The sequence below is a fragment of the Pacificimonas sp. ICDLI1SI03 genome (assembly GCF_054740865.1).
In genome coordinates this window covers 931725-955719 of record NZ_JBSQAU010000002.1, presented here as the reverse complement: position 1 = coordinate 955719, position 23995 = coordinate 931725, and the positions used below count along the sequence as shown (strand labels likewise).

The window sequence follows — 23995 nt, the reverse complement described above, 5'->3', positions numbered from 1 at the left end:
AATCGTGCGCGCGCGATAGGCGCGACGCTCATGGGTGTATTGTGGGGTCGCGACACTCCAATTTCAAGCAAAACCGCTATAGGGTTCTCAGCGCCTGCGCCGGACGAACACGCAGCGACTGCCATGACCCGATCAGGCTGAACAAGATAACCGTGATGGCACCGGCTGCGGTAATCCCTAATACCGGCGCCCATTCGGGTAACCAGTCCAGCTCGAACACCTGCGTCACGACGTACCACCCCCCCACAACCCCAAGGCTCAGTGCCAGGACAGAGACGGTGACGGCCAGTAGGACGAACTCGATCAGAAATGCGATCAGCACCTGCGTCCGGGTCGCGCCCAGAACCTTCAGCATGACGGCATCATAGGTGCGGGCACGGCGCGCGGCAGCGATGGCACCGATCAGAACGGCAATGCCCGCCAGAATGGCAACGGCGGCGGATGCGCGTATGGCTGTGGTCAATTGCCCCAGCAGTGCCTCGGCACTGTCGACCACGTCGCGCACCCGGATCACACTCGCACTTGGAAATGCCTGGCCCAGTGCCTCCGACAGGGCGCGATCGGCGCTGTCCGCCGCACGGATTGTCGCCATGAAGCTGTGCGGTGCGTTTTCGATCGGCCCCGGAGAATAAACCAGCCCAAAGTTGAACCCCATGGAGCGCCAGTCAATCTCGCGCAGATTGGCGATCCGTGCCTCCAGTGGCAGGCCGAGTATCGTCACCGTAATGCGATCACCGACCGCCAGGCTGAGATTTTCCGCAATCTCCGCGTCCATGGACACTAGTTGCGGGCCGTCATAATCCGTCGGCCACCAGTCGCCCGCGACCACGCGGTTTCCTTCGGGCAGATCGGCGGTATAGGTCAGGCCACGATCGCCGCGCAGGATCCAGCCGCCTTCCGGAATTTCTTCCATATCGGCAACCCTGACATCGTTCAGCATCGTGACCGGACCGCGCAGGCTGGGAACGATGCGAACACCCGCACCTTCGGCGGCGCCTTCCACGACGGCCCGGAATTCAGGGGCCTCGTCAGAGGGTATGTCGAGAATGAAATGGCTCGGCGCCTCGGCCGGGATCGTCTGTTCGATCTGCCGTCCAAGATTGGTTTCGATGACCGCCAGCGTTGCGAACAGCGTCAGGCCGAGCCCGAGGGCCACCGTCAGCTCCCTGGTCATCCCACCCGGCCGCGTCAGATTGGCAAGCGCCAGCCTGAGGAGCGGCTGACGCGGGCGCGGCACCCGGCGGGCTGCGGCTGTAATCAGGCTGGCCAGCAGGCCAAGAATGAACAAGACGGCGACCGCCGCGGCGAGGAATCCGGCGGCGAACAGGGGCTCGCGCGCCTGCACAACCGCGAGAGCCGCAATGATCAGCGCGGCGGCGGCGATGATGGCGACGACGCGCGCCGGCGGCCTTTGCATCGTTTCAACGCCGGCTCGGAACAGGCGGGCCGCCGGCACATCCCGCGCCCGGGTTAGCGGTACGAGCGCAAAAACCGTCGCGGCGAGCAGGCCATAAACGGCGGCACTCAACAGCGGCAGGGGGTATATGCCTACACGCGGCGGCACCGGCAGCGCGTCACCGGCAATCTGCCCGACGATTCCCGGCACCAATGCACCGACAATGGCGCCCGCCATTACCGCCGCCAGAGCGACGATCCCGATCTGGATCAAATAGATAGCAAAGATCGTGCCCGAATCCGCGCCGATGCTTTTCAGGCTGGCGATGGATCGCGTCTTGGACGCCAGGTAAGAACCGACCCCGCTCGCCACGCCGACGCCCGCAACCAGCAGGCTGGTAAGGCCCACCATGGTCAAAAACTGCCCGGTATTCAGGATGAAACGGCGTGCACCGGGGGCTGCATTTGTGCGATCCTGAACACGAAAGCCTGACTGCGGAAACGCCTCTTCCAGCCGCGTCGCGACCGCTTCCGGGTCGGCTGTCTCGGGCGTCCGGATGCGGTAGTGCACGCGATAGAGACTACCCGGCCGCTCCAGCTGAGTCTGCGCCAGCCGCGCTTGATTTATCAGCAATGTCGGACCCAGGACGAAGCCCTCAGCAACCTTATCGGGTTCCTGATCCAGAACGCCCGATACCGGCAATTGCGTCAGACCGATCCGCACGAAATCGCCAATGCCGACGCCCAGCTTCTCGCTTGCCTGGCGTCCGATCAGCACTCCTTCTTGCAGCGCGGATTGAAGGCTGCCGCCTCCCACCAGCGTAAATTCGCCGTAAAGCGGATATGCGTCATCGACCGCTTTCAGCTCGCCGATCATCGACTCTTCGTCGGTGGCGACATTGGCCCGCATCTGCACGACCTCGGCCACGGCTCCCTCTGCGGCGAAGGATTGGCGCTCCTCCTCGGTCGCACGGCGCTGGGCAATGCGAACCTCAACGTCACCGCCCAAAATCGCCTGGCCCTGCGCTGCCAGCGCGGCGGCAATGGAGGATGACAGACTGCCGACACCTGCGATCGCCGCCACACCCAGAAACAGACAGACAGCCAGCAAGCGCAAGCCGCCCAGACCGCCCCGCAAATCGCGCAGCGCCAGCCGTAATGGCAGCCACGTGGTCATGCCGCCGTCCTGCCGCGCAGACGCATCCATTTTTGCCGCATCAACTGGCACGCTCGCGGTCGGAAATGATGCGGCCATCCTTCATCTCGACGATACGCGCGCAACGGACCGCAACCTCTGGATCATGCGTCACCAGCAGCAGCGTCGTTCCCTGCGCGGCCTGCCGGTCGAACAGAAGATCGATGATCTCATGGCCGGTCGTACCGTCCAGATTGCCTGTGGGTTCGTCCGCGAACAGGATGGCCGGGCCCGGCGCAGTAGCACGCGCGATGGCCACGCGTTGCTGTTCGCCGCCCGACAATTGCGCGGGGTAATGGGTCAGCCGGTGGCCCAGCCCGACGGCCCTCAGTTCGGCCTCCGCCCGCTCAAAGGCATCGCTGGCCCCTGACAGCTCCAACGGTACGGCGACATTTTCCAGCGCGGTCATCGTAGGCAGCAGGTGAAATGCTTGCAGGACAATGCCGATGCGGCCGCGACGCGCCCGTGCCAGCTGATCTTCCGACAGACTGCCGAACTCCGCGCCGGCGACGCGGATCGTGCCGGATGTTGCGCGCTCAAGGCCCGACAGCACCGCCATCAGGGAGGATTTGCCAGACCCCGACGGCCCCAGCACAGCAACGCTGCCCCCCGCCCGCAGGCTCAGATCGACCCCCTTCAATATCTCGACCGGTCCGGCCGCGCCCGACAGCGTCAAGGTGACATTCAGTGCATCAATGACAATATCGTTCGCGGAACCACCATCCGGTTTCGCCATGAAGGAATGATCCCGTGCCAGAAAATATTAAGCCGCACTCATATGGGGGCATGCGCGCCTTTGTCCATGCGGCACTGATGGTTCTGGCATTTGTGATGACGGCGCCGGCTCTAGCGCAGACAAAGACGGTTCTGGCGTTCGGCGATTCCCTGATGGCCGGGTATCAGCTCGACCAGGGCGACGGCTTCGCGCCGCAGCTGGAGCGTGAACTTGGCGAACGCGGCATAGATGCGCGGGTGATCGGCGCGGGCGTTTCGGGCGATACCAGCCGGGGCGGGCTACAGCGCATCGGATGGACGCTCGACAATCTGCCGGTGAAGCCGGACCTTGTCATCGTGGAACTGGGCGCCAATGACATGTTACGCAATCTCGACCCCAAACAGACGCTGCGCAATCTGAACGGCATCATTGAAGAGATAGACCGTCGCGGCATCGACGTGCTGATCGCGGGAATGCTTGCGACGCCAAATGTGGGCGAGGAGCGGTTCCGCTATTTCAACCGCATTTATCCCTTCCTCGCGCGTCGTCACGATGTGCCGCTTTACCCCTTCTTCCTGCGGGGCGTAGCAATGCGGCAGAAATATCTGCTGGAGGATTATCTGCACCCCAATGCAGAGGGCGTAAAAATCATCGTGGAGGGCATCGCGCCCAGCGTCGTGCAGGCGCTAAATTAGGCGATTTCCAGCCCGGCGCGCAGGTGACGGGCCCTGCCAGAGGCGCTAAGGCCATGGCATGCACCGCCTGTTCGTTGGCATAGATCCACCCTTCGACGTGAAGGAGGCGCTGATGGATGTCATGGGCGGCGTCATCGGCGCCCGCTGGCAGGACGAGGAGCAGCTCCACATGACGCTGCGCTTCCTGGGAGAGCGCAGCGCCGCGCAGGCCGACGATATCGCCCATACGCTTTCCCATGTCCTGACCCGCCCCGCCACGATCACCATCGACGGAGTCGGCCTGTTCGACCGGCGTGGCCGTCCGCACCAGCTCTACGCCCGGATTTCCCCGCCGGACGATGCAAAGCGCCTGCATCGCAAGGTCGACCGCGCGCTACAGCTGATCGGCGTGGAACCCGATACGCGCGCCTATCTGCCGCACATCACTCTCGCGCGCTTCTCCCACGGCGCTGGGCCACTCGACGATTTCATGATCCGCCACGGCGATCTGCGGCTGCCCGCGTTCGAGGCGTATGAATTCTGCCTCTACGAAAGCCATTTGACCAATGAAGGCGCGCATTACGATATCGTCGCGCGCTATTCCTTCGCTCAGGGTGCGCTGCTCTAGCGGGAAAGCGCCTTCAACAGGCCCGCGACACCCTCGTCGATCTGTGCGTACATCTGGCTGAACGCAGCCTCTTCCATGCCATAGGGATCGATCACGTCTTCCCCGTCTCGCCCCGCATGATCCATCAACATGGACAGGCTGGCTTTGGCATTTGCCGGACGCAGTGCCTCCAAATCCTGGAAATTGGAACGGTCGAGCGCGATCAGGTGCGTGAAATCGAACCAGTCCTGTTCGGTCACCTGTCGCGCGCGAAGGCCGGACAGGTCCAGGCCATTCGCGGTGGCGACGGCCTGCGCCCCCTCGTGGGGCGGCTGACCCAGATGCCAGTCGCCCGTCCCAGCGGAATCCACCAGAACCTCGATACCCGCCGCCGCTGCGCGGCTTCGCAGCAGCCCCTCGGCAACCGGGGAACGGCAGATGTTACCGAGGCAAACGAAAAGAATACTGGCGTTTTGCATGGGTCTGTTGTCGCTATCTAAACGAAGTCCGCGCTGCTAGCCCTGACGTTCAATCGCCACAAGGCGTCGCATTCGGGGGAGGAACGCGCATGGCTGCGGAATCACGGGATGATGCCGAACTGCTTCAATCGCGGCAGAATGATGTCGGCAGCCCCTATGCGTGGTACGTTCTGGGCGTCCTCGTCCTCGTCTACATATTGAATTTCGTCGACCGGCAGATCCTTTCGATCCTGGCGGAGGACATAAAGGCCGATCTTGGCATCGACGACGGTCAGATGGGTTTTCTCTACGGTACCGCCTTTGCCGTTTTTTATGCCTTGTTCGGTATTCCGCTTGGCCGCCTCGCCGACATGTGGATGAGAAAGCGACTGATGGCCATCGGTCTTGCCGTGTGGTCGACAATGACGGCGCTCAGCGGTCTGGCGGGCAATTTCGCGCAGATCGCGGGCGCTCGCATCGGTGTCGGCATTGGCGAGGCAACCGCCAGTCCCGCCGCCTTCTCAATGATTTCGGATTATTTTCCAAAAGAAAGCCGCGCCACCGCGCTCGCCATTTATTCGGGCGGGCTTTATCTGGGCAGCGGCATATCCCTGTTCATCGGCGGCGCGGTCGCCGGGAATTGGAACGAGGCTTTCCCCGGCGGTCTCGCCCTTGCCGGATTTAACATCGTCGGCTGGCAGGCGGCATTTCTGGCGGTCGGCATTCCCGGTCTTCTGGTCGCCCTGTGGGTCACAACCCTGCGGGAACCCCTGCGCGGTATGTCGGAGGGGACGTATCAGCCGCCGGACCCCAATCCATGGCCGAAATTCTTCGAGGAACTGACAAGCGTTATCCCGCCGCTGACGCTGATCGACGCGGCCCGGGGCGGCGTCCGGGGGCTGGTTCGCAACCTGATCGCTGCTGCCGTCATCGCGGCGGCAGCCTATGGGATGATCCTGCTGACGGACAATATGCTGCAGTTCGGCGCTCTCGGCATCGGCGCCTATGCCGTCTTTTCCTGGTCGCAGTCCATCAAGCGGCGCGATCCGGCGACCTATGCGCTGATCTGGGGCACGCCCAGTTTCATCCTCACCGTGGTCGGTTTCGGCTCGATTGCATTCAACACCTATGCAGCAACCTTCTGGTCCGCACCCTATGTGCTGCGCACGTTCGACGGCGTTAACCCGGCAACGGTCGGCCTGATCCTTGGCGGCCTCGGCGCAGGCGGCGGCTTCATCGGCGTTGTCCTCGGCGGCAGGATTTCCGATCTGCTGAAGCGCCGCAATCCGGCCGGCCGTGTTCTCGTCGGCATTTTCGCCATCCTCGCCATGGCCCCTGCCCTTCTGATCCTGTTCACGACCGACAGCCTGCTCGTGTTCTACTTGGTCAGCGTCCCCAGCAATATCGTCGCCAGCACCTGGGTGGGCGTCGCAGCCGCCACCAGCCAGGATCTGGTGCAGCCGCGCATGCGCGGGGCAGCGACCGCGACCTATTTCCTCGGGACGACGCTGATCGGCCTCGGCCTTGGCCCGTGGTTTGCGGGGGAAGTCAGCGCGCGTACCGGCGACCTGTCGACAGGCGTTCTCAGCCTGCTCCTCATGATGCCGGTCACGCTCATCTGCCTGTTCGTTCTCTACAAGCGCCTGCCGCTGGCAGAGGCGACCAAGGACGCTCGTGCCGCTGCCGCCATCGCGGCGGCTACTCCGCGTTGATCTCCAAAAGGTCCAGCTCCCGCCGCAGCCTTTCGATCTCCAGTTCATACAGGCGGCTGCAGTCCAGGCGCTTCGGCTGACGTCCCAGCGGCAGCGTGACGCGGGCATAAGCGACAGCCTCCTCGTCGCGCGGATCGCTGATGAAGGCCCGGTTCTCCTCTGGCAGGGAGGAACCAGCACGGCCGACCACGCCAAAATCCAGATAGGCGCCATTGGCGTTCATGCTTTGGCTGCAGCGTGTGCCGGTGGCCGACTGGATCGTGTCGTCACCGCCCGACCCCCGCGGCGCCTGCGGCAGATAGATACCATCCGTCGCTAGCGCCGGCGCCCAGAGGCTAAGACTTGCGACGAGCAATAAGTTTCGAGCAAACGCGCGCATCGATAGCCACCCCTTCCAGCGATCGGTCGAAACGGGCGCAGACGCGGGCGCGCCGCTCTTCGCCTTTTTCGAGATTGTTGAATATGACCAGCACCCGGCGCCGCTGGCCCGGGCCCAGGACGGCGCTGGCCGGCAGGATGTCGATTTCGGTTTCGCCCGCCTCACTGGCCCATGCCAAGGCATCCAGCCGGAACTTCTGCTGCTCATCATAAGGATTCATCACCGTCAGGTAGAAACCCTTGCGCGGGCTGAGGGTCGCGCCCTCCGCCTTCATCGGGCCTAGCCCGACGGCTTTCGCAGGCTGACCTGTCAGGAACAATGCTGCCAACAGCGCGGGGACAGCCCCTCTTATTGCGAGCATGTCGCTACCGAGGAGACGGCATAATCGCCCGCGACGAAGCCGTTCGCGTCAGTGATCGTGCCGTCTATGGTGACGATATCCAGCAACAGGTTCGATCTATAGCTGCTCTCGCCACTGGTCATCGTCTGATTGGCACCACCCAGGGACGTATAGCCGACAGCGACCATGGGCGATCCGGCATAGGCCCCCGGTGACAGGCTCATCGTCGGTGCGGTGAATTCCACCGTAGGCCGCCCGCCGGTCGCGACCACGGCCAGAACGGCGGCTGCGCCCAGCGGCGCGGTGCTCGTCATGTTCATGCCGCTATCGTCAGCAACCAGACGCCCCGGTGTAGACAGGGTCAGGATACAGGAATCCAAGATCCCACCGATCAGGCTGACGTTGGTGGCGGCCAAAGCTGGCCCTGCAATCGCCGACATCATGACGGTCGCCGACAAAAAATGAATACCCCACTTGCTCATCTTGCATCTCCTTGCAAAACAGGAGGGGCGAATATTGCGTGGGACGTATAATTACTGGTTACCACCTACAGACAACTTGATCCGAATCGGTCAGACCGATGTTCGGCGCTTCGTCGAATGCCATGCGGAACTGCCCTGCAGCCTGGGTATTTTCGCCGTATCGACGGCAGGGCGGCACGCGTAGACAGTCCTGTACCGGAATAGGGGTGGTAAGGGCGCATGCCGGACTATGACTATATCATCGTCGGCGCGGGCAGCGCTGGCTGCGTTCTCGCAAACCGGCTTAGCGCCGACCCCGGCATCCGCGTCCTTCTTCTTGAGGCGGGAGGCAGGGACAGCTCGATGTTCATCCATTTTCCTGCCGGGCTGGGAAAGCTGATCACACCTGACCGGCTCGCCAAGGAAAATTGGGGCTATTGGACCCAGCCGCAGCAGCATCTGATGAGCCGTCGCCTGTTCTGGCCGTGCGGCAAGACGCTCGGCGGCTCTTCCTCCATAAATGGCATGGTCTATACCAGGGGCGCGCCGTCGGATTACGACCGCTGGGCGCAAATGGGCTGTACCGGCTGGGGGTGGGACGATGTCCTGCCCTATTTCCTGAAATCAGAGAATTCCGAACGCGGCGCCAGCGATTTTCATGGCACCGGTGGACCGCTGCACATTTCGACACGCTCGATGCAGCATCCGCTCGTGGATGCATTTCTGACTGCCGGGACAGAAGCGGGATATTCGTTCAATCCGGATTTTAACGCTGCACGGCTGAAAGGGTGCGGGCGTTACGACTCGACAACCAAGGGGGGCGCCCGCTTCAGCGTAGCCAGAGGCTATCTCACCCCGATTCTCCAGCGACCCAATCTGCACGTACGCACCGGTGTCCTAGTCGATCGCATCCTGTTCAGGGACCGGCGCGCCCACGCCGTCGCCGTTCGATTGAGCGGCACGGCGACGTCCTTCTCTGGCGGTGAGATCATTCTTTCTGGCGGCGCCGTCAATTCGCCCCAGACCCTTATGCTTTCGGGTGTCGGACCAGCGGACCAATTACAGCGTCTCGGCATCCCTGTCGTTCATCACGCGCCCGATATGGGCGCAAACCTGCAGGACCATCTCGACCTTTTGCTGCAATGGACTATCCAGCGCCCGCTCAGCCTCAACAGCAATGCAAGGCGCATCAACCAGATGAAGGCGCTCGGCCTCTGGCTCGCCCGCAGGGGCGGCAGCGGCAGCTATATTCCCACGGTGGCAGGCGCATTTCTGGCGAGCCGCGACGGCCTCTCCGCACCTGATATACAGCTTCACCTGATCCCCGGCCTGACCAATCCGCATGGCCGGGGCACCATGGGACAGGTGCACGGCTTCTCCATTCATGCGTGCCAACTGCGTCCGGAAAGCCGCGGCGCGATCACGCTCGCCACACCGGACCCAGACGAGCATCCGAACATAGATCCCGCCTATCTCAGCGCCCAGAATGATGTGGAGACAGTCCTGGCTGCCCTCGACATGACGCGGGAAATCGGCCGCCAGCGGGCCTTTGCCGCATTTGGCGCAAAGGAAGTCTGGCCCGGTCCCGGTGTCGACACGCGTGAACAGAAACTCGCGGCGATCCGCAAATGGGGCGAAACCATCTATCATCCCGTCGGAACCTGCCGCATGGGGCGCGACGACCGGGCCGTTCTTTCGCCCGACCTTCGCGTGAAGGGCGTAGAGGGGCTACGCGTCGTCGATGCCAGCGTCATGCCGACGCTGATTTCCGGCAACACCAATGCTCCCACCGTGATGATTGCGGAACGGGCCAGCGACCTGATCCTCGCCGCGCGCAAGCACGCGATGGCAGCCTAGTCGCTAGTCCGCCTCACGGGCATCGAACGCGTGGCGGGCCTCGTCCATCCTCGTCCGGTTTGCGATTGCCCAGTCGCCCAGCACATTTACCGGCTGCAGCAACGAGTGCCCCAATTCCGTCAGCTCGTAATCCACCCGTGGCGGAATGCTGGGTGTGACCGTACGCGTAACCAGCCCATCCCGCTCCAGCCCGCGCAGTGTGCGCGTCAGCATACGCTGCGATATGCCCTCTATGCCGCGTTTCAGTTCGCTGAACCGGTGCGGTCCCTGACCCAATGTCCGGACAACCTGAACGCTCCATTTGTCGCCGATCCGCGCCAGCACCTCGCTGACGCGCATGCACGCTTCACTAGTGTGATCTGGCAAAGCTGCGGTCACATCCATGTGCCCCCGGTTACGAAAAGGTGCCGTCTTGCGGCCGTTCCGATCTTATCCCACCTTCGACCCAGGCACCAAACGGAAGTGAGTAACAGAATGAAACTCCTGCACCTCGACAGCAGCATTACCGGCGAAAATTCCATCAGCCGCCAGCTTTCGGCGGATATCGTGGCGCGGCTGCGCGCGGAAAATGCGGATCTTACCACGACCTATCGCGACCTGGCCGCACAGCCGCTCGATCACCTTACTCTCGGGGATTTGCCCACAGAGGGGGAAAGCACGGAGGTTCTCGACGAATTTCTGGCCGCCGATACGGTCGTGATCGGCGCGCCTATGTATAATTTCACCATTTCCAGCCAGCTGAAGTCATGGCTGGACCGCGTTCTGATCGCCGGCCGCACCTTCAAATATACGGAGGATGGGCCGGTCGGCCTCGTTGGCGACAAGCGCGTCATTCTCGCCCTGGCCCGGGGTGGCTATTATGGTGCGGACACGCCGTCCGCCCCCAATGAGCATCTGGAAACCTATTTGAAGGTCGTTTTCAACTTCATCGGCATAGAGCCGGAATTCGTCATCGCAGAGGGCATGCTGCTGGGGCCGGACCACCGGGAAAAGGCGCTTGAAAGCGCAGGGCAGCAGGTCATCGCGCTTCCCGCGTAAGGACCATGCACCGCCGCCGGCTAGTTTGAAGTGAGCTTCATCCATGCCGGCGGACTGGCGCGCAGATCAACGGGAACCGGTCGCGGTCGCTTCACACGCTCGGTGACTTCCACCCCGACAGTGTCACCCCGGCGCACAACCTGCCCGTGGGCGATCAGTTCATCGTCGGCATAAATGGCGACGGGCTTCTCCGCCAGACCGTCGGTCAGGTCGAATATGGCGCCAGCTTCAACCTTCAACAGTTGCCCGATGGGCATGGGCGTGGCACCGATGACCACCGATATGTCGACCTCGATTTCCTTACTCACGCGCCGTGGCCTCCATGGGAACCAGATGACGCTTTCTGCCCGGCCTTTCGTTAGGAGCGCGTAAACATGGAATGGCAGGTCTGGCCGGGTCTGACGCCCTATGACGACGCGCTTCTGGACATGGAGGTACGCGCCGCCGCCATTCACGAAGGAACGCTGGCAGAGCGCGTCCTCCTCGTGGAACATCCTCCGCTTTACACCGCAGGCACCAGCGCACGGGCAGAGGATCTGACCGATCCTGGCCGCTTTCCCGTATTCCAGACCGGGCGCGGCGGCCAATATACCTATCACGGGCCGGGCCAGCGCACCGTCTACCCCGCCATCGACCTGACCAGGCGCAACCGCGACGTGCGCGCCTATGTCACCGATCTGGAAAACTGGATCATCGCGGCACTTTCCCGGTTCGATATTGTCGGCCGCGCCATACCAGAGCGGGTTGGCGTCTGGGTCGACACCCCGGCGGGGGAGGCAAAGGTAGCCGCCATCGGTGTGCGCGTCCGAAAGTGGGTCACCCTGCACGGTATGGCCGTGAACGTCGCGCCCGACCTTTCCCACTATGGCGGCATCGTCCCCTGCGGCTTGCCGGATTATCCTGTCACCAGCCTCGCGGCGCTCGGCACCGACGCGACGATGACCGATTTCGACGCGGCCCTGCGAGACACCTGCCCCTTTGATGACTGACAGCCGGTGATCCCCGGCGGAGGCAAAATCTTACCTTAATGCCCGCCAGCGGCGACATAATCGTCGTGTCGGTCGCCAAAGCGGGTATATTGCGCTTCAAAGGTCAAGGGCACGATCCCCGTGGCACCATGGCGTTGCTTCGCGATGATGACCTCGGCCAGACCGCGCAGCTCCGCCCCCTTTTCCTGCCACTGGACGAATTTTTCGCTACCGTCTTCGGGCTTCTTCTGCGCGTGGTAATATTCCTCGCGATAAACGAACATGACGATGTCGGAATCCTGCTCGATGGTGCCCGATTCGCGCAGATCGGACAGCTGTGGACGCTTATCCTCTCGCTGCTCCACCTGCCGCGACAGCTGCGACAGCGCCAGCACCGGCACGTTCAGTTCCTTTGCCAGCGTCTTCAGGCCGCGCGTGATCTCCGAAATCTCCTGCACACGGTTTTCCGCCGATTTTCGGCTCGTCCCTTGCAACAGCTGCAGATAGTCGATGACGAACATGCCGACGCCCTTCTGCCGCTTCATGCGGCGTGCGCGGCTGCGCAGCGCGGCGATGGTCAGGCCCGGCGTGTCGTCGATATGCAGCGGCAGCTCGGTCAACTCCGCCGCTGCGCGCGACAGATCACGGAACTGCGACTGGTTGATGCGCCCCATGCGCAGATCTTCGGAATTGATGCGCGCCTGTTCCGCCAGGATACGCGTCGCCAACTGGTCGGCGGACATTTCCAGGCTGAAGAACCCCACGCCCGCGCCCGCCGTCTCGCCATCCGAGCGGTTCTTGGCATCGTCCATGAACCGTTTTGCACAGGAAAACGCCATATTGGTGGCCAGTGCGGTTTTGCCCATGGCGGGTCGTCCCGCCAGGATGACCAGATCGGACCGGTGCATGCCGCCGGTCTTCGCATCAATCCCCTTCAGGCCGGTGGTCAGGCCCGATAAATTCCCGCCGGTCTTCAGCGCCGCAGCGACCATGTTCACCGCTTCGGTCGCCGCCTGGGTAAAGCTGCGCGCAGTACCGCCCGTCTCGCCCTGCTCCGCCACCTTGTACAGCGCCATTTCCGCTTCGCCGATCTTGGCCTGCGGATCGACATCCTCACTGGTGTCCGTCGCACTGGTGACGAGGTCGCGGCCAACGGTAACCAGCGCACGAAGCAGCGCCAGATCATAGATCTGATTGGCAAAATCCCGCGCGGCGATCAGGCCGGCGGTGCCCTCCGTCATCTGCGCCAGATAGGCGGGGCCGCCCAGATCCTTCAGCGCCGGATCGTCCGAAAACAGTGGCCGCAGCGTGACCGGATTGGCGAGCATCCCCTTGTCGATCAGGTGCAGGATCTTCTCGTACAGTCGGGCGTGCAGCGGCTCGAAAAAATGATCCGGCTTCAGCTTCATCTGGATGTCGCCCGCCAGATTATTGTCCAGCATCAGCGCGCCCAGCAGCGCCGATTCGGCATCCAGATTCTGCGGGAGTTCCTGTCCTTGTCCGACGCCGGGGACGATCGAAGCGACATTTGGGTTCGTGGCCATGCGCACTTTCTAGCACAGCCGTCGCGCAGGCGCGCTATTGGTAAGTCGGGGGACTAGCCTGTGGAAAACCGTGGGATGGCCCGCTCTCGACACGAATGGCAAATCGCGCCAAACCCCGGACATAATGGCACTCGCGGACAAGCTCGCCGCCTGGCAGCAGGCCGGTATCATCGATGCAGAGACCGCCGCGCGCATCGCCGCGCATGAGGATGCGAGTGCCCGCCCGTTCGCGCTCTGGGCTGTCATCGGCCTTGGGTGTCTTGCGCTCGCTCTTGGTCTGATCAGCATTGTCGCGGCGAATTGGACGGACATTCCCGACGTTCTGAAACTCGTCGTGCATTTCACGCTCAGCGCCGCCGCCGCGCTCGCCGTCTGGTTCGGCGTTCGCCGCGACGCGCGCTGGTTTACTGAGGGGGCGCTGTTCCTGCTTGCGGCGCTGGTGCTGGCAGGCCTCGCCCTCCACAGCCAGATTTACCAGCTCAGCGGCGACATCTGGAAATTGCTGATGACCTGGCTGGCCCTTGCGGCGCCGGTCCTGCTGCTTGCCGGGCGCACGCGCCTGACCGCCTATGCCCTTGCCGGCATGACGCTCTGGGCCACGATCAGTTGGGCCAGCGCGCAGGTCGGCGAAACGCTTTCCGCGCAATTGGTGGAGGGGCTGGCGATGTGCGTCCCCTGGCTGCTTCTGGCAATCCCAGCCCTTATTCGCGAACGCCGCCGCTTTATCCATGGCCTTGTGGAGGTTGCGCTGATCGTCCTTCTGATCAGCGTCAGCCTTGCCCACATGGCATGGGCCGATCCCGTGACAGGTGCCGCCGCCAGCGACATGCGCGTCAGAATGGCCTTGGTTGCGGTGGTCGCAATGGCCGCGCTTTGGGCGCAGCGGCGACGCGGCCCTCTGCCACAGCCGCTGCACCTGCCGATGGTTGCCGTGCCGTTCGTCGCGCTGTTCCTCGCTACCGCCCTGCCCCATGGCGACGGCCCGCTGCCGCGCTTCTTCGGCGCGCTCGTTTTCGCCGGCATGTGGGGCTGGATCGCTTGGGCCGCTGCGCGCCTCGGCTGGCGCAGCCTGTTCGGCATTGCCATCGGCGCGCTCGCGATCAGGCTGTTCATCGTCTATTTCGAACTTTTCGGGTCGCTTGCCATGACGGGCGCCGGCCTGATCTTCGCGGGCGTGCTGCTGATCGGGCTGGCGCTCGGCTGGCGGCGGATATTCCAAACCTTCCGCAGGAACGCGCCATGAAACGCAGCCTGCTGATCGCCGCGCTGCTGCTGCCGCTCGCCGGACTCGCCGCCAGTGTGGTCATCAGGGAAAGCGAGATGTCGCGTGCAGAACAATACATCATGCCCGTCACCGGCTTCGATCCGCGTGACGTGCTACGCGGCCATTACATCCGCTATCGTTACGACTGGCAGGCATCGGGCCACCCCCTATGGTGCCGGGATGGGGCCTGCCGAATCTGCCTTGCGGGCGAGGCCCCCGACGGCAGCCGCGTCGAAATTCGCGACCTGCCGTCGGCACCATGTCCGAAAGAAATCGACTGGCAAGCAAGCGGCCTGACGCTCTATGCGGTGCCCGCGACAAGCGGCACTGCGGATGAGGCGGGCCAGCCCGCCCGCCTCGACGTTTCCGGCATTTTCTATCTTTCCGAATCCGATGCACCCGCCATGGAACAGCAAATGGCGGAAACGCCCATGGCCATGAACGTATTGCTGACGTCCAGCGGCCGCCTGGTGAATCAATCGCTGATCCCCTCGGCACCGCCCAGCCGGTAATAGTCGGCCACACGATCCAGCCCCAGGCAGAGAACGACTTTTCCCGCGCGGGCCGGCCAACCCATGGCCCGCTCCGCCGTCTCCAGCCCTTCACCGGCGCAGACGATACGATTCAATATATCCGACAGGCCCATTCCCGCGGCGGACAAGGCGCCCTCCAGCCGCCTTTTCGCCGCAACCTGCCGCTCAGTCGGCGACAGGCCATCGGGTGCGCCGCGCCGACTTTTTTCGAGCGGCCCCGCATCCCACGCCATCGTAATGCGCGGCGACTGTCCCGCCGCCATGAAGTCGGCCCGCAGGCGGGCGCCGGCTTCGAATTGGCGATCCGTGATTTTGCCCCGAGTATGCAGCCAGGCAAGCGGCTCCTCCGCGCGGTTGACCACGCGCGCGCCCGCAACTGCTGCGGCGCGCGTCCGCTTTACATCGGCAGCATTGGCGATCAGGCGGTTCGGATATTCTGGAGCCTCGCGCCGCTGGACATGCGCCATGCCCGGGCCACTTATGCGGAATGCCGCCCCAGATGCTTCGATCAGATCGTGCCGCTGCAGCCGTTCCAGCACGTCGCCGCCGCAACGCTTCGATCCCACACGCCATCCACCCCGGGCATCCACCTGCATCGGGACGCCAAGGGCCATCTGCCTCAGCAATTTCGCCTCACCGCCCGTAATTCGTACCTGCATCGCCACGCTCCTTGCTTTCTCACACGAAGAAACAGTTTGCCACGAGCCATCAGGTGTAGGAAAGAACCAAATAGGCGAGGGATGCGATATCATGATAACCAGAATTAGGGAGATCCGGAAGGGCAAGGGCATGACGCTCGCCGATGTGGCGGCGGCCTGTCAGCCGCCGACGACACCCCAGACGATCGGCCGGCTGGAAACCGGCGCACGCACCGTCAGCGTCGATTGGCTGAACCGGATCGCCGCCGCGCTCGACACTCTGCCGGGGGATCTCGTCAAGCTGCAGGACCGGCCCGATATTCCGATCGCTGCCCGCCTGACGGCCGAGGGTGCCCAGCCCCTGGCGGCGCGTCGAAACTTTGCCCCGCCGCAGCTAAGCGGCGATCTGGTCGGCCTGGAGATCGAGTTTCCATTTGGCGATTACCGCCCGCGCGATCAGATATGGCTGGAACGTCTGCCGCCGGAGCGGTTCCGGGAGGCGACGAACCGGGACATTCTCGCCCCACGCCCAGCGGGTCGTTTCGCATTTGGACGGCTGGTCGACATGTTCGGTGCCCGCCTCAGCCTGTTACCGCCCCAGCATGGCGCACGGCAGATGGTTCTGGTCGACGTTCCCTGGATCGCGGTCGCCCGCACCCTGATCCGCGTTCTCTAAGGAACCACCGGACCCTGATCATTCGTTTCACGAACGATCTACACATATGTTAAGTTTTTGTCTTTGCAACGAAAAGCAGGTTCGTCCGTTCGTGGGGGACAGTGGGCAAAACTTTAAGGAGTACCTCTCATATGCGTATCGAAACCGATGAATCCCATGACCTGATCTCAGCTGAAAAGGTGGACGGTACCGCCATATACGGTGCGGACGGCGACAAGATGGGCCACGTTAAAACCGTGATGATCAACAAACGCTCCGGCCAGGTGGCTCATGTGGTTGCCGACATTGGCTCTTTCCTGGGCATGGGCGGCGAATATCACGCCTTGCCGTGGGACAAGTTCACCTATGACACCGATCTGAATGGCTATAATCTTGACGTGACCGAAGAACAGCTTCGTGGTGGCCCGACCTTCCGCGAGGACAATTCAAATCAAGCGTTTGATCGCGATTATGAAACGCGGATGTACGGCTATTACGGCTCCACGCCTTATTTTGCATAGCATCTAACCGGTCACCGGCCGGACTCCTTTTTCCGGGAAGGGCTGCGGCTGCCTCGGCAGTCGCCGCCTTTCTCCTCGCTAGGGCTATTCGGTGATAGCCCTTAGAAGCTCTCTTCTTCGTAAACCTTCGAAACATCGCCATTCCAGCGGCCATGATAGGCCTCCAGCAATCGCTCCGCCGGCGTCTTGCCGCTTTCGACGATCTCGAACAGGGGCGACAGGAACCCTGCCTCATTATCGCCTGCTGCATTCAACCGACCCCGCGCCGTCAGGCCAGCTTCGGCGATTTTCAGCGCCTCGCGCCCGATTTCCAGCAACGTACCGCCCGGCGCGATGGTCTTCAGCCCCTCTTTGGGGACATTATCGCGCAGCGCCGCCATGTCCTGCAGCGTCCAGTCCTTCACCATGTCCCACGCCGCATCCAGCGCCGTGTCGTCATACAGCAGGCCGACCCACAGGGCTGGCAGGGCGCAGATGCGGTTCCACGGTCCGCCATCGGCCCCGCGCATTTCCATAAAGCTTTTCAACCGCACCTCTGGAAAAGCAGTCGACAGATGGTCGACCCAATCGTCGGCGGTCGCCCGCTCACCCGGCAAGGCATCCAGCTTGCCGTCGATAAAGCGCTGAAACGACTGCCCCGCCAGATCGACATATCTGCCGTCGCGAACGGCGAAGTACATCGGAACGTCCAGCATATAGTCCGCCCAGCGTTCGAACCCGAACCCTTCATCAAAGACAAAGGGCAGCATGCCCGTGCGATCGGGGTCAGTATCGGTCCAGATATGGCTGCGATAGCTCAGATAGCCGTTCGGCTTTCCCTCAGTGAAGGGTGAATTGGCGAACAGCGCCGTGGCCAGCGGCTGCAGGGCCAGCGACACGCGGAATTTCTTCACCATGTCCGCTTCCGACGCATAATCGAGGTTGGTCTGAATGGTGCAGGTCCGCAACATCATGTCGAGGCCAAGGGAGCCGACCTTCGGCATGTAGTTCAGCATGATTTCATAGCGGCCCTTGGGCATAACGGGCAGGTCGGCGCGCGCCTTGTCCGGCCACATGCCCAGCCCCAGAAAGCCTAGTCCCAGTTCATCGCCGACGGCCTTTGCCTGCTCCAAATGGCGTCCGGTCTCGGAACAGGTATCGTGCAGGCTTTCCAGCGCCGCGCCGGACAATTCCAACTGCCCCGCCGGCTCCAGGCTGACATTGCCGTCGGCACCCTTCAGCGCGATGACCTTCCCATTCTCGCGAATGGGCTGCCAGCCAAAGCGTTCCAGCTCTTTCAGGACGTCACGGATGCCGCCCTTCTCGTCATAGGAGGGCGCGCGATGATCCGACAGGCGATAGACAAACTTTTCGTGTTCCGTGCCGATCCGCCAGCGGTCTTTCGGCTTGCAGCCGGTTTCAAAGACGCGGAGCAGGTCGGCCCGGGTCTCAATGGGGGCGGCGATCTCGCCCTTGTCTTCGCGCGTGCTCATGGCCGCCGCTTACCCGCGACGAAAGCCCTGAGTCATCCTCGAATTTACACAGAGCCGCCAATGGCGGCCTGCCACAGGGACAGGGCCGCCACCGCCGCCGTGTCGGCGCGCAGGATACGCTGCCCGAGACTAATGCGGCGCGCCACTGGAATAGCAGCCAGCCTCTGCCGCTCCGCATCTGAAAAGCCGCCTTCGGGACCGATCAAGATGGCGGCCGGGGCCGGACAATCCCCCAGAACCGCCAATGCATCGTCTCCACCGTCTTCATCGCAAAAAATCAGCGCCCGATCCGCAGGCCACTCGTCCAGCAGGGACGCCAGCTTCACGGCGTTCGCCAGTTCGGGCAGCGCGGTACGGCCACATTGTTCCGCCGCTTCGATCATATGCGCGCGCAGGCGTTCGGGCTTCGCCTGCTGTGCTTCCACGCCGCCGGTGCGCTCGGTCAACAGGGGCAGCAGGCGCGCAGCGCCCAGTTCGCATGCCTTCTCGGCGATCCATTCATAGCGGGCGCGCTTGATCGGTGCCGCACATAACCAGATGTCCGGCACAGCCTCCCGCGGGCGCAGCTGGTTTTCCGGAATCAGAACCGCGCTTTTTTTCGATAGTACCTCTATTCGCGCGTCCCATTCGCCCGTGGCATCGTCGAACAACAGGACGCGATCGCCGACGCCCAGCCGCATGACACTGCCCAGATAACGGGCCTGATCCGCATCGACGGCCACCGCAACATCCGCCGACAAGGGCGCGGTGATAAACAGGCGAGGCACGTGACGAGACGACATGCATTCACTGCATAATGACCGGGACGCTTTGTGTCAGCCGCGCACCCGGCTAGGACGCGGATATTATGTCATCGCCCGCCACCCCCGACGCCGTCCGCCGCTCCGTCGTCGATATTCTGCCGACCAGGCTACAGCCCTGGGCGCGGCTTGCACGGCTCGACCGGCCCATCGGTACCTGGCTCTTGTTCTGGCCCTGCGTCTGGGGGGTGTTCCTGGCGGGGGAGCCGGTGCGCGACATCTATCTCGTGCCGCTGTTCTTCGTCGGCGCCCTCGTCATGCGTTCCGCAGGCTGTGTCTATAATGATATCGTCGACCGCGATCTCGACGCCCGCGTAGAGCGGACGCGCGACCGACCGCTGGCCAGCGGGGCGATTTCGGTGCGCGGCGCATGGACTTTCCTTGTCCTGCTGTGCCTGATCGGCCTTCTGGTTCTTGTTCAGCTTAACCTCTTCGCCGCCCTCGTCGCCCTTGGCAGTCTGGGTCTTGTCGCCGCCTATCCCTTTATGAAGCGCATCACCTGGTGGCCGCAGGCCTGGTTGGGCCTCACCTTCAATTGGGGCGCCCTCGTGGGTTATGCCGCCGCGACCGGCACGCTGGGCTGGGCGGCGGGCCTTCTCTATCTGGCGGGCATTTTCTGGACCCTCGGTTACGACACCATCTACGCTCTTCAGGATATGGAGGATGATGCGTTCGTCGGCATCAAATCCAGCGCCCGCCGTCTTGGCGCAAATACGCAGATGGGTGTCGGCGCCTTTTATGGCGCCATGGAAATCTTTCTATTCGCGGCGTTGTGGATCGCGACCGGCAATATAGTGGCGGCGTTGATCGGCCCGACGCTTGGCGGCATCATATCGCTCATGCATGTGCGGCAGCTTTCCGTTCTTGCTTCCGCCCCGGCTCTTGCCCTTTTCCGCGCCAGCACCTGGACCGGCCTGCTGGTGACGCTGGGGATTGTCGCGGCTTTCATGCTGGCGAAATAGCGCCCCCTTCCCTATGTGCTGCCGGTGATTTCAGAAGCCGAAGCCCTCACCCATCTCGAAACCGTCCTTACCGCATTGAAGCGCGCAGGCGCGACCGATGCGGACGCCGCCTATGTCGGCGGCGACAGCGCCTCCGTCTCCGTCCGCCTGGGACAGGTGGAGGACATCAGCCGCTCGGAAGATGCGGAAATTGGCCTGCGCGCCTTTGTGGGACGTCAATCGGCAAGCGTTGCTTTGTCGGATTTCGCCCCGGCCGCTATCGAGGAGGCTGCCGCGCGCGCCGTCGCGATGGCGCGCGCCACGACCGCCGATGAATATGCCGGCCTCGTCGACCGGGATCTTCTGCTGCGCGATCCGCCGCAGGATTTCGATACGGACGATGGCGGCGAGATCGACCTGGCCAGGCTAGAGGCGCGCGCACTATCCTGTGAGGACGCGGCCCGCGCGGTAGGGGGAATCACCAATTCCGGTGGCGGCGGGGCCAGCGCCAGCCGTTCGACCTTCGCGCTAGCCACCAGCCACGGATTTGCTGCCGCCCGCACCGGCACATCGCACAGCATTTATGCCAGCGTCATTGCCGGTGTGGGTGAACGCATGCAGCGCGACTATGCCCAGTCGAGTGCCCGCCATCTGGAAGATGTCGAGGGCGCGGAAATCATCGGAACCCGCGCCGGTGAACGTACTGTCGCCCGGCTGGACCCCGTGAAGCCGAAAAGCGGCGCGCTACCTGTCCTCTTCGACAAACGCGTCTCGCCCGGCCTGATCGGTCATCTTGCCGGTGCCATCAACGGCGCCGCCATCGCGCGCGGCACCAGTTTCCTCGATGATCCCCAGGCGCAGCCGTTTGCCCCCGACATCCGCATTGTGGAGGATCCGCACCGCCCACGCGGCCAGCGCAGCCGCGCCTTCGATGGGGAGGGTGTCGCCACACGCGCGCGCGATATCGTCGCCGATGGGCGCCTGACCGGCTGGCTGATGAATGCGGCGGCGGCACGGCAACTGGGCCTTGCCCCCACCGGCCATGCTGCGCGCGGTACCGGCGGCCCCCCGGGCATCGGCATGTCGAACGTCCACCTGCAGGCGGGATCGACACGCCTTTCCGACATGATTGCCGGTATCGACAGGGGCGTTCTGATTACCGAACTGATCGGGCAGGGCGTCAGCCTCGTGACCGGCGATTATTCGCGCGGCGCAGGCGGTTTCCTGATCGAGAAGGGCGAAATCACGCGCGCCGTCAACGGCATTACCATCGCCGGCAATCTGAAGGACATGTTCGCCCGCATGATCCCGGCGGACGATCTGGAATTTCGTCACGCCACCAACGCCCCCACCGTCCTTATAGAGGGTATGACGGTGGCGGGTGAATAGTCGGCCGGTCTCCAGCCTTCCCCCCTTCACGCGGGCAAGTGCCACAAGCGATCAGCGCAACCCCTGTCAATGACCACCGCCGCCCAAGATCTTGACCTTATTGCCGCTGCCGCCCGGCGTGCAGGGCAACGTGGCCTGGAACTCGCCGCGTCGGGATACCGCAAATGGGAAAAGTCCCCCGGCAATCCGGTGACGGATGCCGATATGGAGCTGGATCGCCTGCTTTCCGACCATTTGCGGGCGGAACGACCCGCCTATGGCTGGTTGTCGGAGGAGCGGGAGGATGACCGCGCGCGCCTGGACTGCGACCGCGCCTTTCTGGTCGATCCGATAGACGGCACCCGCGATTTCACCCGCGGTCGCCCCGGCTGGTGCGTATCCATCGCCGTCGTGGAAGCGGGGGAGCCGATCGCGGCAGCGATTTATCAGCCGCCAACCGATCTGCTCTTTACCGCCGGCCGCGGCGGCGGCGCCTTTCGCAACGGGGAGCCGATCCACGTTTCGAATCAACGCGATCTTGCGGGTGCCCGCCTGCCAGTGGACGCGGATATGCTCCGCTCCAAACATTGGCAGGGGCCGCGATGTGTGTCTGTCTCCAAGCCCAATTCCATCGCGCTGAGGATGGCGATGATCGCCGATGGGACGGCGGACGCCATGTTCGACGGCCGCGAAAGTCGCGAACTGGATATCGCGGCGGCCGTGCTGATCGTGACAGAGGCGGGCGGCGTTACCTCTGATACGGAGGGGCTGAAGCCGCATTTCAACAAACCGATCGCCCGCGAACGCAATCTGATCGTCGCGGCAACACCGCAGCTTCACGAGCAAATGCGTCTTGAAGCCAAGGGGATGCTGGAACGCCGCCGGGCATACCGGGAGCGGCGACGCGGCGGGTGAAACGCGGGAGAAACTAGTCCTCCCGCCGGGACATGCGCGTAACGCCCTAGAAAATCGAAAACAGCAGCAGCGCCACGCCCAGTCCGATGACCGGGACCACCACCGTCGTCGCACCGACGGCGGCATAAGCATCCTTGTGCGTTTCTCCGCATACCGCGCGGATCGTCGTTACGACATAGCCATTATGCGGCAGGCTATCGAGCGCGCCCGATGCGATGGCGACCACCCTATGCAGCTCCTCCGGATTGGCCCCTTCCGCCAGATAATGCGGCGCGATCAGCGGCAGGGCGATCGTCTGCCCGCCAGAGGCGCTTCCCGTCAGGCCGGCAATGACCGTCACCGCGATGGCGGCACCGATCAACGGGCTGCCGGGCAGGCTTTGCACGGCGTTCAAGGCTTCCTGGAATGCCGGTGTCAGCTGCGCCACCGAACCAAAGCCGACAACGGCGCAGGTATTGGTAATCGCGACGACGGCACCCGTCGCACCCCGGGAAAAGGCGTCCGGCATGGCGGCGATCTTGGGCCAGCCGACGGCGACGGCCGCAATCAGGCCGCTGCCCAGCGCCGCGATCAGCGCCCATTTGCCCAGATCTTGCGACACCAGAAACACGCCCAGCACTGCGGCGAGCGGCAACAGCGCCAGCAAAGGTGCTGGCAGGCCACCGAACCCGGCGGGCTCATCATCGCCCGCCCGGCTAGTGAATCCCTCCCCGGCGGCAACTGCGCGGCGCACCATGCGCGAAATCCACGCATAGCCCATGATCGCCATCATGATCGCGACGACCAGGCTGACCTCCCACCCGGCATAGGCGGTGGTGCCCAGAAACGGCATGGGGATCAGGTTCTGAATTTCCGGCGATCCCGCGCTCGTCATCGTAAACGTCACCGATCCGAACGCCAGTGCCCCGGGGATGAAGCGACGCGGCAGATTTGCTTCCCGGAACAGGGCGACTGCCAGGCCGTACACGCTGAACGCGACGATAAACACGGACACCCCGCCATAGGTCAGCACCGCGCAGGCAAGCACGGTGGCCAGCAGGGCATAGCGGCTGCCCAGCCTTTGCGTGATCCAGCGCGCGACCGACGCCGCCGCACCCGATGCGGCCATGACCTCGCCAAAGATCGCGCCCAGCAGGAACATAAAGAACCAGTCGGCAAAAAATGCCGTGAACCCGGCCATATAGCTGGTCGCGAAATCCACCGCACCGGCGGCATCCGCCCCGGCGTCGACAAAGGGCGGCAATAGCGGCAGACCCGCCGTGACCGCCACGACAAGGGCCGCCACTGGTCCCGCGATCAGGATGTTGACCCCCCGCACCGTCATCCAGATCAGCAATGCCAATCCGCCGACCAGACCGATCCAACTCATCATGCGTTCATGTCGGGTCCCTGATAACATTCAGGGTCTCAGGAACCGCCCTCCCCTATGTACGTTGGATGGGCTCTTAGAACAGTGGTGCGTAATTTAAAACGGGGCGGAAATTCATGACTGAAAATGCAGTCCCCCGGCTGAATACCGTACCGCCCCACCGGGCTGCGCATGCG

26 protein-coding genes are annotated in these 23995 nt (G+C 63.4%); 13 read left to right on the top strand and 13 right to left on the bottom strand.

Annotation, left to right across the window (positions count from 1 at the left end; translation table 11 throughout):
• Positions 1 to 76 precede the first annotated feature (76 nt).
• Together ACSMXM_RS16460 and ACSMXM_RS16455 are read right to left on the bottom strand one after the other, a co-directional pair.
• Positions 77 to 2650, bottom strand: coding sequence for an ABC transporter permease (locus tag ACSMXM_RS16460; protein WP_460317532.1), 2574 nt, complete (start codon positions 2648 to 2650; stop codon positions 77 to 79).
• The gene (locus ACSMXM_RS16455) at positions 2613 to 3326 is read right to left on the bottom strand and encodes an ABC transporter ATP-binding protein (RefSeq protein ID WP_460317531.1); all 714 of its coding nucleotides are present in this window, start codon (positions 3324 to 3326) and stop codon (positions 2613 to 2615) included. The genes ACSMXM_RS16460 and ACSMXM_RS16455 overlap by 38 nt, the downstream gene beginning before the upstream one ends.
• Positions 3327 to 3340: 14 nt before the next feature.
• Here ACSMXM_RS16455 and ACSMXM_RS16450 point away from each other — a divergent pair, with 14 nt between their 5' ends.
• Both ACSMXM_RS16450 and thpR read left to right on the top strand, forming a co-directional pair.
• The gene (locus tag ACSMXM_RS16450; RefSeq protein ID WP_460317530.1) at positions 3341 to 4000 is read left to right on the top strand and encodes an arylesterase; all 660 of its coding nucleotides are present in this window, start codon (positions 3341 to 3343) and stop codon (positions 3998 to 4000) included.
• 58 nt (positions 4001 to 4058) lie between these two features.
• Positions 4059 to 4607, top strand: a complete 549-nt coding sequence (gene thpR / locus ACSMXM_RS16445; RefSeq protein ID WP_460317529.1) for an RNA 2',3'-cyclic phosphodiesterase — start codon at positions 4059 to 4061, stop codon at positions 4605 to 4607.
• On the opposite strand, the gene ACSMXM_RS16440 is transcribed toward thpR, so the two are convergent.
• Positions 4604 to 5065: a low molecular weight protein-tyrosine-phosphatase gene (locus tag ACSMXM_RS16440; protein WP_460317528.1), complete on the bottom strand. Its 462-nt coding sequence runs from the start codon at positions 5063 to 5065 to the stop codon at positions 4604 to 4606. The two genes, thpR and ACSMXM_RS16440, sit on opposite strands and share 4 nt — an antisense overlap.
• An 89-nt stretch (positions 5066 to 5154) precedes the next feature.
• Here ACSMXM_RS16440 and ACSMXM_RS16435 point away from each other — a divergent pair, with 89 nt between their 5' ends.
• Positions 5155 to 6756, top strand: a complete 1602-nt coding sequence (locus tag ACSMXM_RS16435; RefSeq protein WP_460317527.1) for a spinster family MFS transporter — start codon at positions 5155 to 5157, stop codon at positions 6754 to 6756.
• Here ACSMXM_RS16435 and ACSMXM_RS16430 read toward each other — a convergent pair.
• From ACSMXM_RS16430 to ACSMXM_RS16420, 3 genes are all read right to left on the bottom strand, one after another.
• The gene (locus tag ACSMXM_RS16430; RefSeq protein ID WP_460317526.1) at positions 6743 to 7135 is read right to left on the bottom strand and encodes a hypothetical protein; all 393 of its coding nucleotides are present in this window, start codon (positions 7133 to 7135) and stop codon (positions 6743 to 6745) included. The two genes, ACSMXM_RS16435 and ACSMXM_RS16430, sit on opposite strands and share 14 nt — an antisense overlap.
• Complete coding sequence (locus tag ACSMXM_RS16425; protein ID WP_460317525.1) at positions 7092 to 7409, bottom strand: hypothetical protein; 318 nt, start codon at positions 7407 to 7409, stop codon at positions 7092 to 7094. Before ACSMXM_RS16425 ends, ACSMXM_RS16430 begins: the two co-directional genes overlap by 44 nt.
• 74 nt (positions 7410 to 7483) lie before the next feature.
• A complete protein-coding gene (locus ACSMXM_RS16420; protein ID WP_460317524.1) occupies positions 7484 to 7957 on the bottom strand; it encodes a hypothetical protein in 474 nt (157 codons plus the stop codon).
• A 219-nt stretch (positions 7958 to 8176) separates the two neighbouring features.
• Here ACSMXM_RS16420 and ACSMXM_RS16415 point away from each other — a divergent pair, with 219 nt between their 5' ends.
• Positions 8177 to 9793 carry a GMC family oxidoreductase gene (locus tag ACSMXM_RS16415; RefSeq protein ID WP_460317523.1) on the top strand — a complete coding sequence of 539 codons (1617 nt, stop codon included), beginning with the start codon at positions 8177 to 8179 and terminating at the stop codon, positions 9791 to 9793.
• A gap of 3 nt (positions 9794 to 9796) precedes the next feature.
• Here ACSMXM_RS16415 and ACSMXM_RS16410 read toward each other — a convergent pair whose 3' ends face one another.
• Positions 9797 to 10132, bottom strand: a complete 336-nt coding sequence (locus ACSMXM_RS16410; RefSeq protein WP_460317522.1) for a winged helix-turn-helix transcriptional regulator — start codon at positions 10130 to 10132, stop codon at positions 9797 to 9799.
• Between the two features lie 135 nt (positions 10133 to 10267).
• Between ACSMXM_RS16410 and ACSMXM_RS16405 the strand changes: the two genes are divergently transcribed.
• Complete coding sequence (locus tag ACSMXM_RS16405) at positions 10268 to 10831, top strand: FMN-dependent NADH-azoreductase (protein ID WP_460317521.1); 564 nt, start codon at positions 10268 to 10270, stop codon at positions 10829 to 10831.
• A 20-nt stretch (positions 10832 to 10851) separates the two neighbouring features.
• Here the strand turns inward: ACSMXM_RS16405 and ACSMXM_RS16400 are convergent, their stop codons facing one another.
• The gene (locus ACSMXM_RS16400) at positions 10852 to 11139 is read right to left on the bottom strand and encodes a FliM/FliN family flagellar motor switch protein (protein ID WP_460317520.1); all 288 of its coding nucleotides are present in this window, start codon (positions 11137 to 11139) and stop codon (positions 10852 to 10854) included.
• Between the two features lie 66 nt (positions 11140 to 11205).
• On the opposite strand from ACSMXM_RS16400, the gene lipB reads away from it, so the two are divergent.
• The gene (lipB, locus tag ACSMXM_RS16395; protein WP_460317519.1) at positions 11206 to 11820 is read left to right on the top strand and encodes a lipoyl(octanoyl) transferase LipB; all 615 of its coding nucleotides are present in this window, start codon (positions 11206 to 11208) and stop codon (positions 11818 to 11820) included.
• Between the two features lie 35 nt (positions 11821 to 11855).
• Here the strand turns inward: lipB and ACSMXM_RS16390 are convergent, their stop codons facing one another.
• The gene (locus tag ACSMXM_RS16390; protein ID WP_460317518.1) at positions 11856 to 13343 is read right to left on the bottom strand and encodes a replicative DNA helicase; all 1488 of its coding nucleotides are present in this window, start codon (positions 13341 to 13343) and stop codon (positions 11856 to 11858) included.
• Between the two features lie 70 nt (positions 13344 to 13413).
• Between ACSMXM_RS16390 and ACSMXM_RS16385 the strand changes: the two genes are divergently transcribed.
• Entirely contained in the window at positions 13414 to 14586 is a 1173-nt protein-coding gene (locus tag ACSMXM_RS16385) for a DUF2157 domain-containing protein (RefSeq protein WP_460317517.1), read from the top strand.
• Positions 14583 to 15119: a GDYXXLXY domain-containing protein gene (locus ACSMXM_RS16380; protein ID WP_460317516.1), complete on the top strand. Its 537-nt coding sequence runs from the start codon at positions 14583 to 14585 to the stop codon at positions 15117 to 15119. The genes ACSMXM_RS16385 and ACSMXM_RS16380 overlap by 4 nt, the downstream gene beginning before the upstream one ends.
• Here ACSMXM_RS16380 and ACSMXM_RS16375 read toward each other — a convergent pair.
• Positions 15083 to 15799 (bottom strand): DUF6456 domain-containing protein, encoded by a 717-nt coding sequence (locus ACSMXM_RS16375; RefSeq protein ID WP_460317515.1) that lies wholly within the window; start codon positions 15797 to 15799, stop codon positions 15083 to 15085. The genes ACSMXM_RS16380 and ACSMXM_RS16375 overlap by 37 nt on opposite strands.
• Positions 15800 to 15890: 91 nt before the next feature.
• Here ACSMXM_RS16375 and ACSMXM_RS16370 point away from each other — a divergent pair, with 91 nt between their 5' ends.
• Together ACSMXM_RS16370 and ACSMXM_RS16365 are read left to right on the top strand one after the other, a co-directional pair.
• A complete protein-coding gene (locus ACSMXM_RS16370) occupies positions 15891 to 16454 on the top strand; it encodes a helix-turn-helix domain-containing protein (protein ID WP_460317514.1) in 564 nt (187 codons plus the stop codon).
• A 131-nt stretch (positions 16455 to 16585) separates the two neighbouring features.
• Complete coding sequence (locus tag ACSMXM_RS16365; RefSeq protein ID WP_460317513.1) at positions 16586 to 16954, top strand: PRC-barrel domain-containing protein; 369 nt, start codon at positions 16586 to 16588, stop codon at positions 16952 to 16954.
• 101 nt (positions 16955 to 17055) lie between these two features.
• Here the strand turns inward: ACSMXM_RS16365 and ACSMXM_RS16360 are convergent, their stop codons facing one another.
• Together ACSMXM_RS16360 and ACSMXM_RS16355 are read right to left on the bottom strand one after the other, a co-directional pair.
• Positions 17056 to 18426, bottom strand: a complete 1371-nt coding sequence (locus ACSMXM_RS16360) for a glutamate--cysteine ligase (RefSeq protein WP_460317512.1) — start codon at positions 18424 to 18426, stop codon at positions 17056 to 17058.
• A 44-nt stretch (positions 18427 to 18470) separates the two neighbouring features.
• Positions 18471 to 19208, bottom strand: coding sequence for a 16S rRNA (uracil(1498)-N(3))-methyltransferase (locus ACSMXM_RS16355; RefSeq protein ID WP_460317511.1), 738 nt, complete (start codon positions 19206 to 19208; stop codon positions 18471 to 18473).
• Between the two features lie 65 nt (positions 19209 to 19273).
• Between ACSMXM_RS16355 and ubiA the strand changes: the two genes are divergently transcribed.
• From ubiA to ACSMXM_RS16340, 3 genes are all read left to right on the top strand, one after another.
• On the top strand, positions 19274 to 20188 hold the full coding sequence (gene ubiA / locus ACSMXM_RS16350) for a 4-hydroxybenzoate octaprenyltransferase (RefSeq protein WP_460317510.1): 915 nt from the start codon (positions 19274 to 19276) through the stop codon (positions 20186 to 20188).
• A gap of 24 nt (positions 20189 to 20212) precedes the next feature.
• Positions 20213 to 21556 (top strand): TldD/PmbA family protein, encoded by a 1344-nt coding sequence (locus ACSMXM_RS16345; RefSeq protein WP_460317509.1) that lies wholly within the window; start codon positions 20213 to 20215, stop codon positions 21554 to 21556.
• A gap of 69 nt (positions 21557 to 21625) precedes the next feature.
• On the top strand, positions 21626 to 22450 hold the full coding sequence (locus ACSMXM_RS16340) for an inositol monophosphatase family protein (protein ID WP_460317508.1): 825 nt from the start codon (positions 21626 to 21628) through the stop codon (positions 22448 to 22450).
• A 46-nt stretch (positions 22451 to 22496) separates the two neighbouring features.
• On the opposite strand, the gene ACSMXM_RS16335 is transcribed toward ACSMXM_RS16340, so the two are convergent.
• On the bottom strand, positions 22497 to 23819 hold the full coding sequence (locus ACSMXM_RS16335) for a GntP family permease (protein WP_460317507.1): 1323 nt from the start codon (positions 23817 to 23819) through the stop codon (positions 22497 to 22499).
• Positions 23820 to 23995: the final 176 nt, after the last annotated feature.

What these genes read in the sequence shown, in the direction of transcription:
- ACSMXM_RS16370 (WP_460317514.1), top strand. Translation starts at nt 15,891, where the DNA reads ATGATAACCAGAATTAGGGAGATCCGGAAGGGCAAGGGCATGACGCTC.
- ACSMXM_RS16340 (WP_460317508.1), top strand. Translation starts at nt 21,626, where the DNA reads ATGACCACCGCCGCCCAAGATCTTGACCTTATTGCCGCTGCCGCCCGG.
- ACSMXM_RS16375 (WP_460317515.1), bottom strand. Translation starts at nt 15,799, where the DNA reads ATGCAGGTACGAATTACGGGCGGTGAGGCGAAATTGCTGAGGCAGATG.
- ACSMXM_RS16430 (WP_460317526.1), bottom strand. Translation starts at nt 7,135, where the DNA reads ATGCGCGCGTTTGCTCGAAACTTATTGCTCGTCGCAAGTCTTAGCCTC.
- ACSMXM_RS16435 (WP_460317527.1), top strand. Translation starts at nt 5,155, where the DNA reads ATGGCTGCGGAATCACGGGATGATGCCGAACTGCTTCAATCGCGGCAG.
- ACSMXM_RS16390 (WP_460317518.1), bottom strand. Translation starts at nt 13,343, where the DNA reads ATGGCCACGAACCCAAATGTCGCTTCGATCGTCCCCGGCGTCGGACAA.
- ACSMXM_RS16405 (WP_460317521.1), top strand. Translation starts at nt 10,268, where the DNA reads ATGAAACTCCTGCACCTCGACAGCAGCATTACCGGCGAAAATTCCATC.
- ACSMXM_RS16380 (WP_460317516.1), top strand. Translation starts at nt 14,583, where the DNA reads ATGAAACGCAGCCTGCTGATCGCCGCGCTGCTGCTGCCGCTCGCCGGA.
- ACSMXM_RS16335 (WP_460317507.1), bottom strand. Translation starts at nt 23,819, where the DNA reads ATGAGTTGGATCGGTCTGGTCGGCGGATTGGCATTGCTGATCTGGATG.
- ubiA (WP_460317510.1), top strand. Translation starts at nt 19,274, where the DNA reads ATGTCATCGCCCGCCACCCCCGACGCCGTCCGCCGCTCCGTCGTCGAT.
- ACSMXM_RS16410 (WP_460317522.1), bottom strand. Translation starts at nt 10,132, where the DNA reads ATGCGCGTCAGCGAGGTGCTGGCGCGGATCGGCGACAAATGGAGCGTT.
- ACSMXM_RS16355 (WP_460317511.1), bottom strand. Translation starts at nt 19,208, where the DNA reads ATGTCGTCTCGTCACGTGCCTCGCCTGTTTATCACCGCGCCCTTGTCG.
- ACSMXM_RS16415 (WP_460317523.1), top strand. Translation starts at nt 8,177, where the DNA reads ATGCCGGACTATGACTATATCATCGTCGGCGCGGGCAGCGCTGGCTGC.
- ACSMXM_RS16420 (WP_460317524.1), bottom strand. Translation starts at nt 7,957, where the DNA reads ATGAGCAAGTGGGGTATTCATTTTTTGTCGGCGACCGTCATGATGTCG.
- ACSMXM_RS16425 (WP_460317525.1), bottom strand. Translation starts at nt 7,409, where the DNA reads ATGAAGGCGGAGGGCGCGACCCTCAGCCCGCGCAAGGGTTTCTACCTG.
- lipB (WP_460317519.1), top strand. Translation starts at nt 11,206, where the DNA reads ATGGAATGGCAGGTCTGGCCGGGTCTGACGCCCTATGACGACGCGCTT.
- thpR (WP_460317529.1), top strand. Translation starts at nt 4,059, where the DNA reads ATGCACCGCCTGTTCGTTGGCATAGATCCACCCTTCGACGTGAAGGAG.
- ACSMXM_RS16365 (WP_460317513.1), top strand. Translation starts at nt 16,586, where the DNA reads ATGCGTATCGAAACCGATGAATCCCATGACCTGATCTCAGCTGAAAAG.
- ACSMXM_RS16455 (WP_460317531.1), bottom strand. Translation starts at nt 3,326, where the DNA reads ATGGCGAAACCGGATGGTGGTTCCGCGAACGATATTGTCATTGATGCA.
- ACSMXM_RS16360 (WP_460317512.1), bottom strand. Translation starts at nt 18,426, where the DNA reads ATGAGCACGCGCGAAGACAAGGGCGAGATCGCCGCCCCCATTGAGACC.
- ACSMXM_RS16440 (WP_460317528.1), bottom strand. Translation starts at nt 5,065, where the DNA reads ATGCAAAACGCCAGTATTCTTTTCGTTTGCCTCGGTAACATCTGCCGT.
- ACSMXM_RS16460 (WP_460317532.1), bottom strand. Translation starts at nt 2,650, where the DNA reads ATGGCCGCATCATTTCCGACCGCGAGCGTGCCAGTTGATGCGGCAAAA.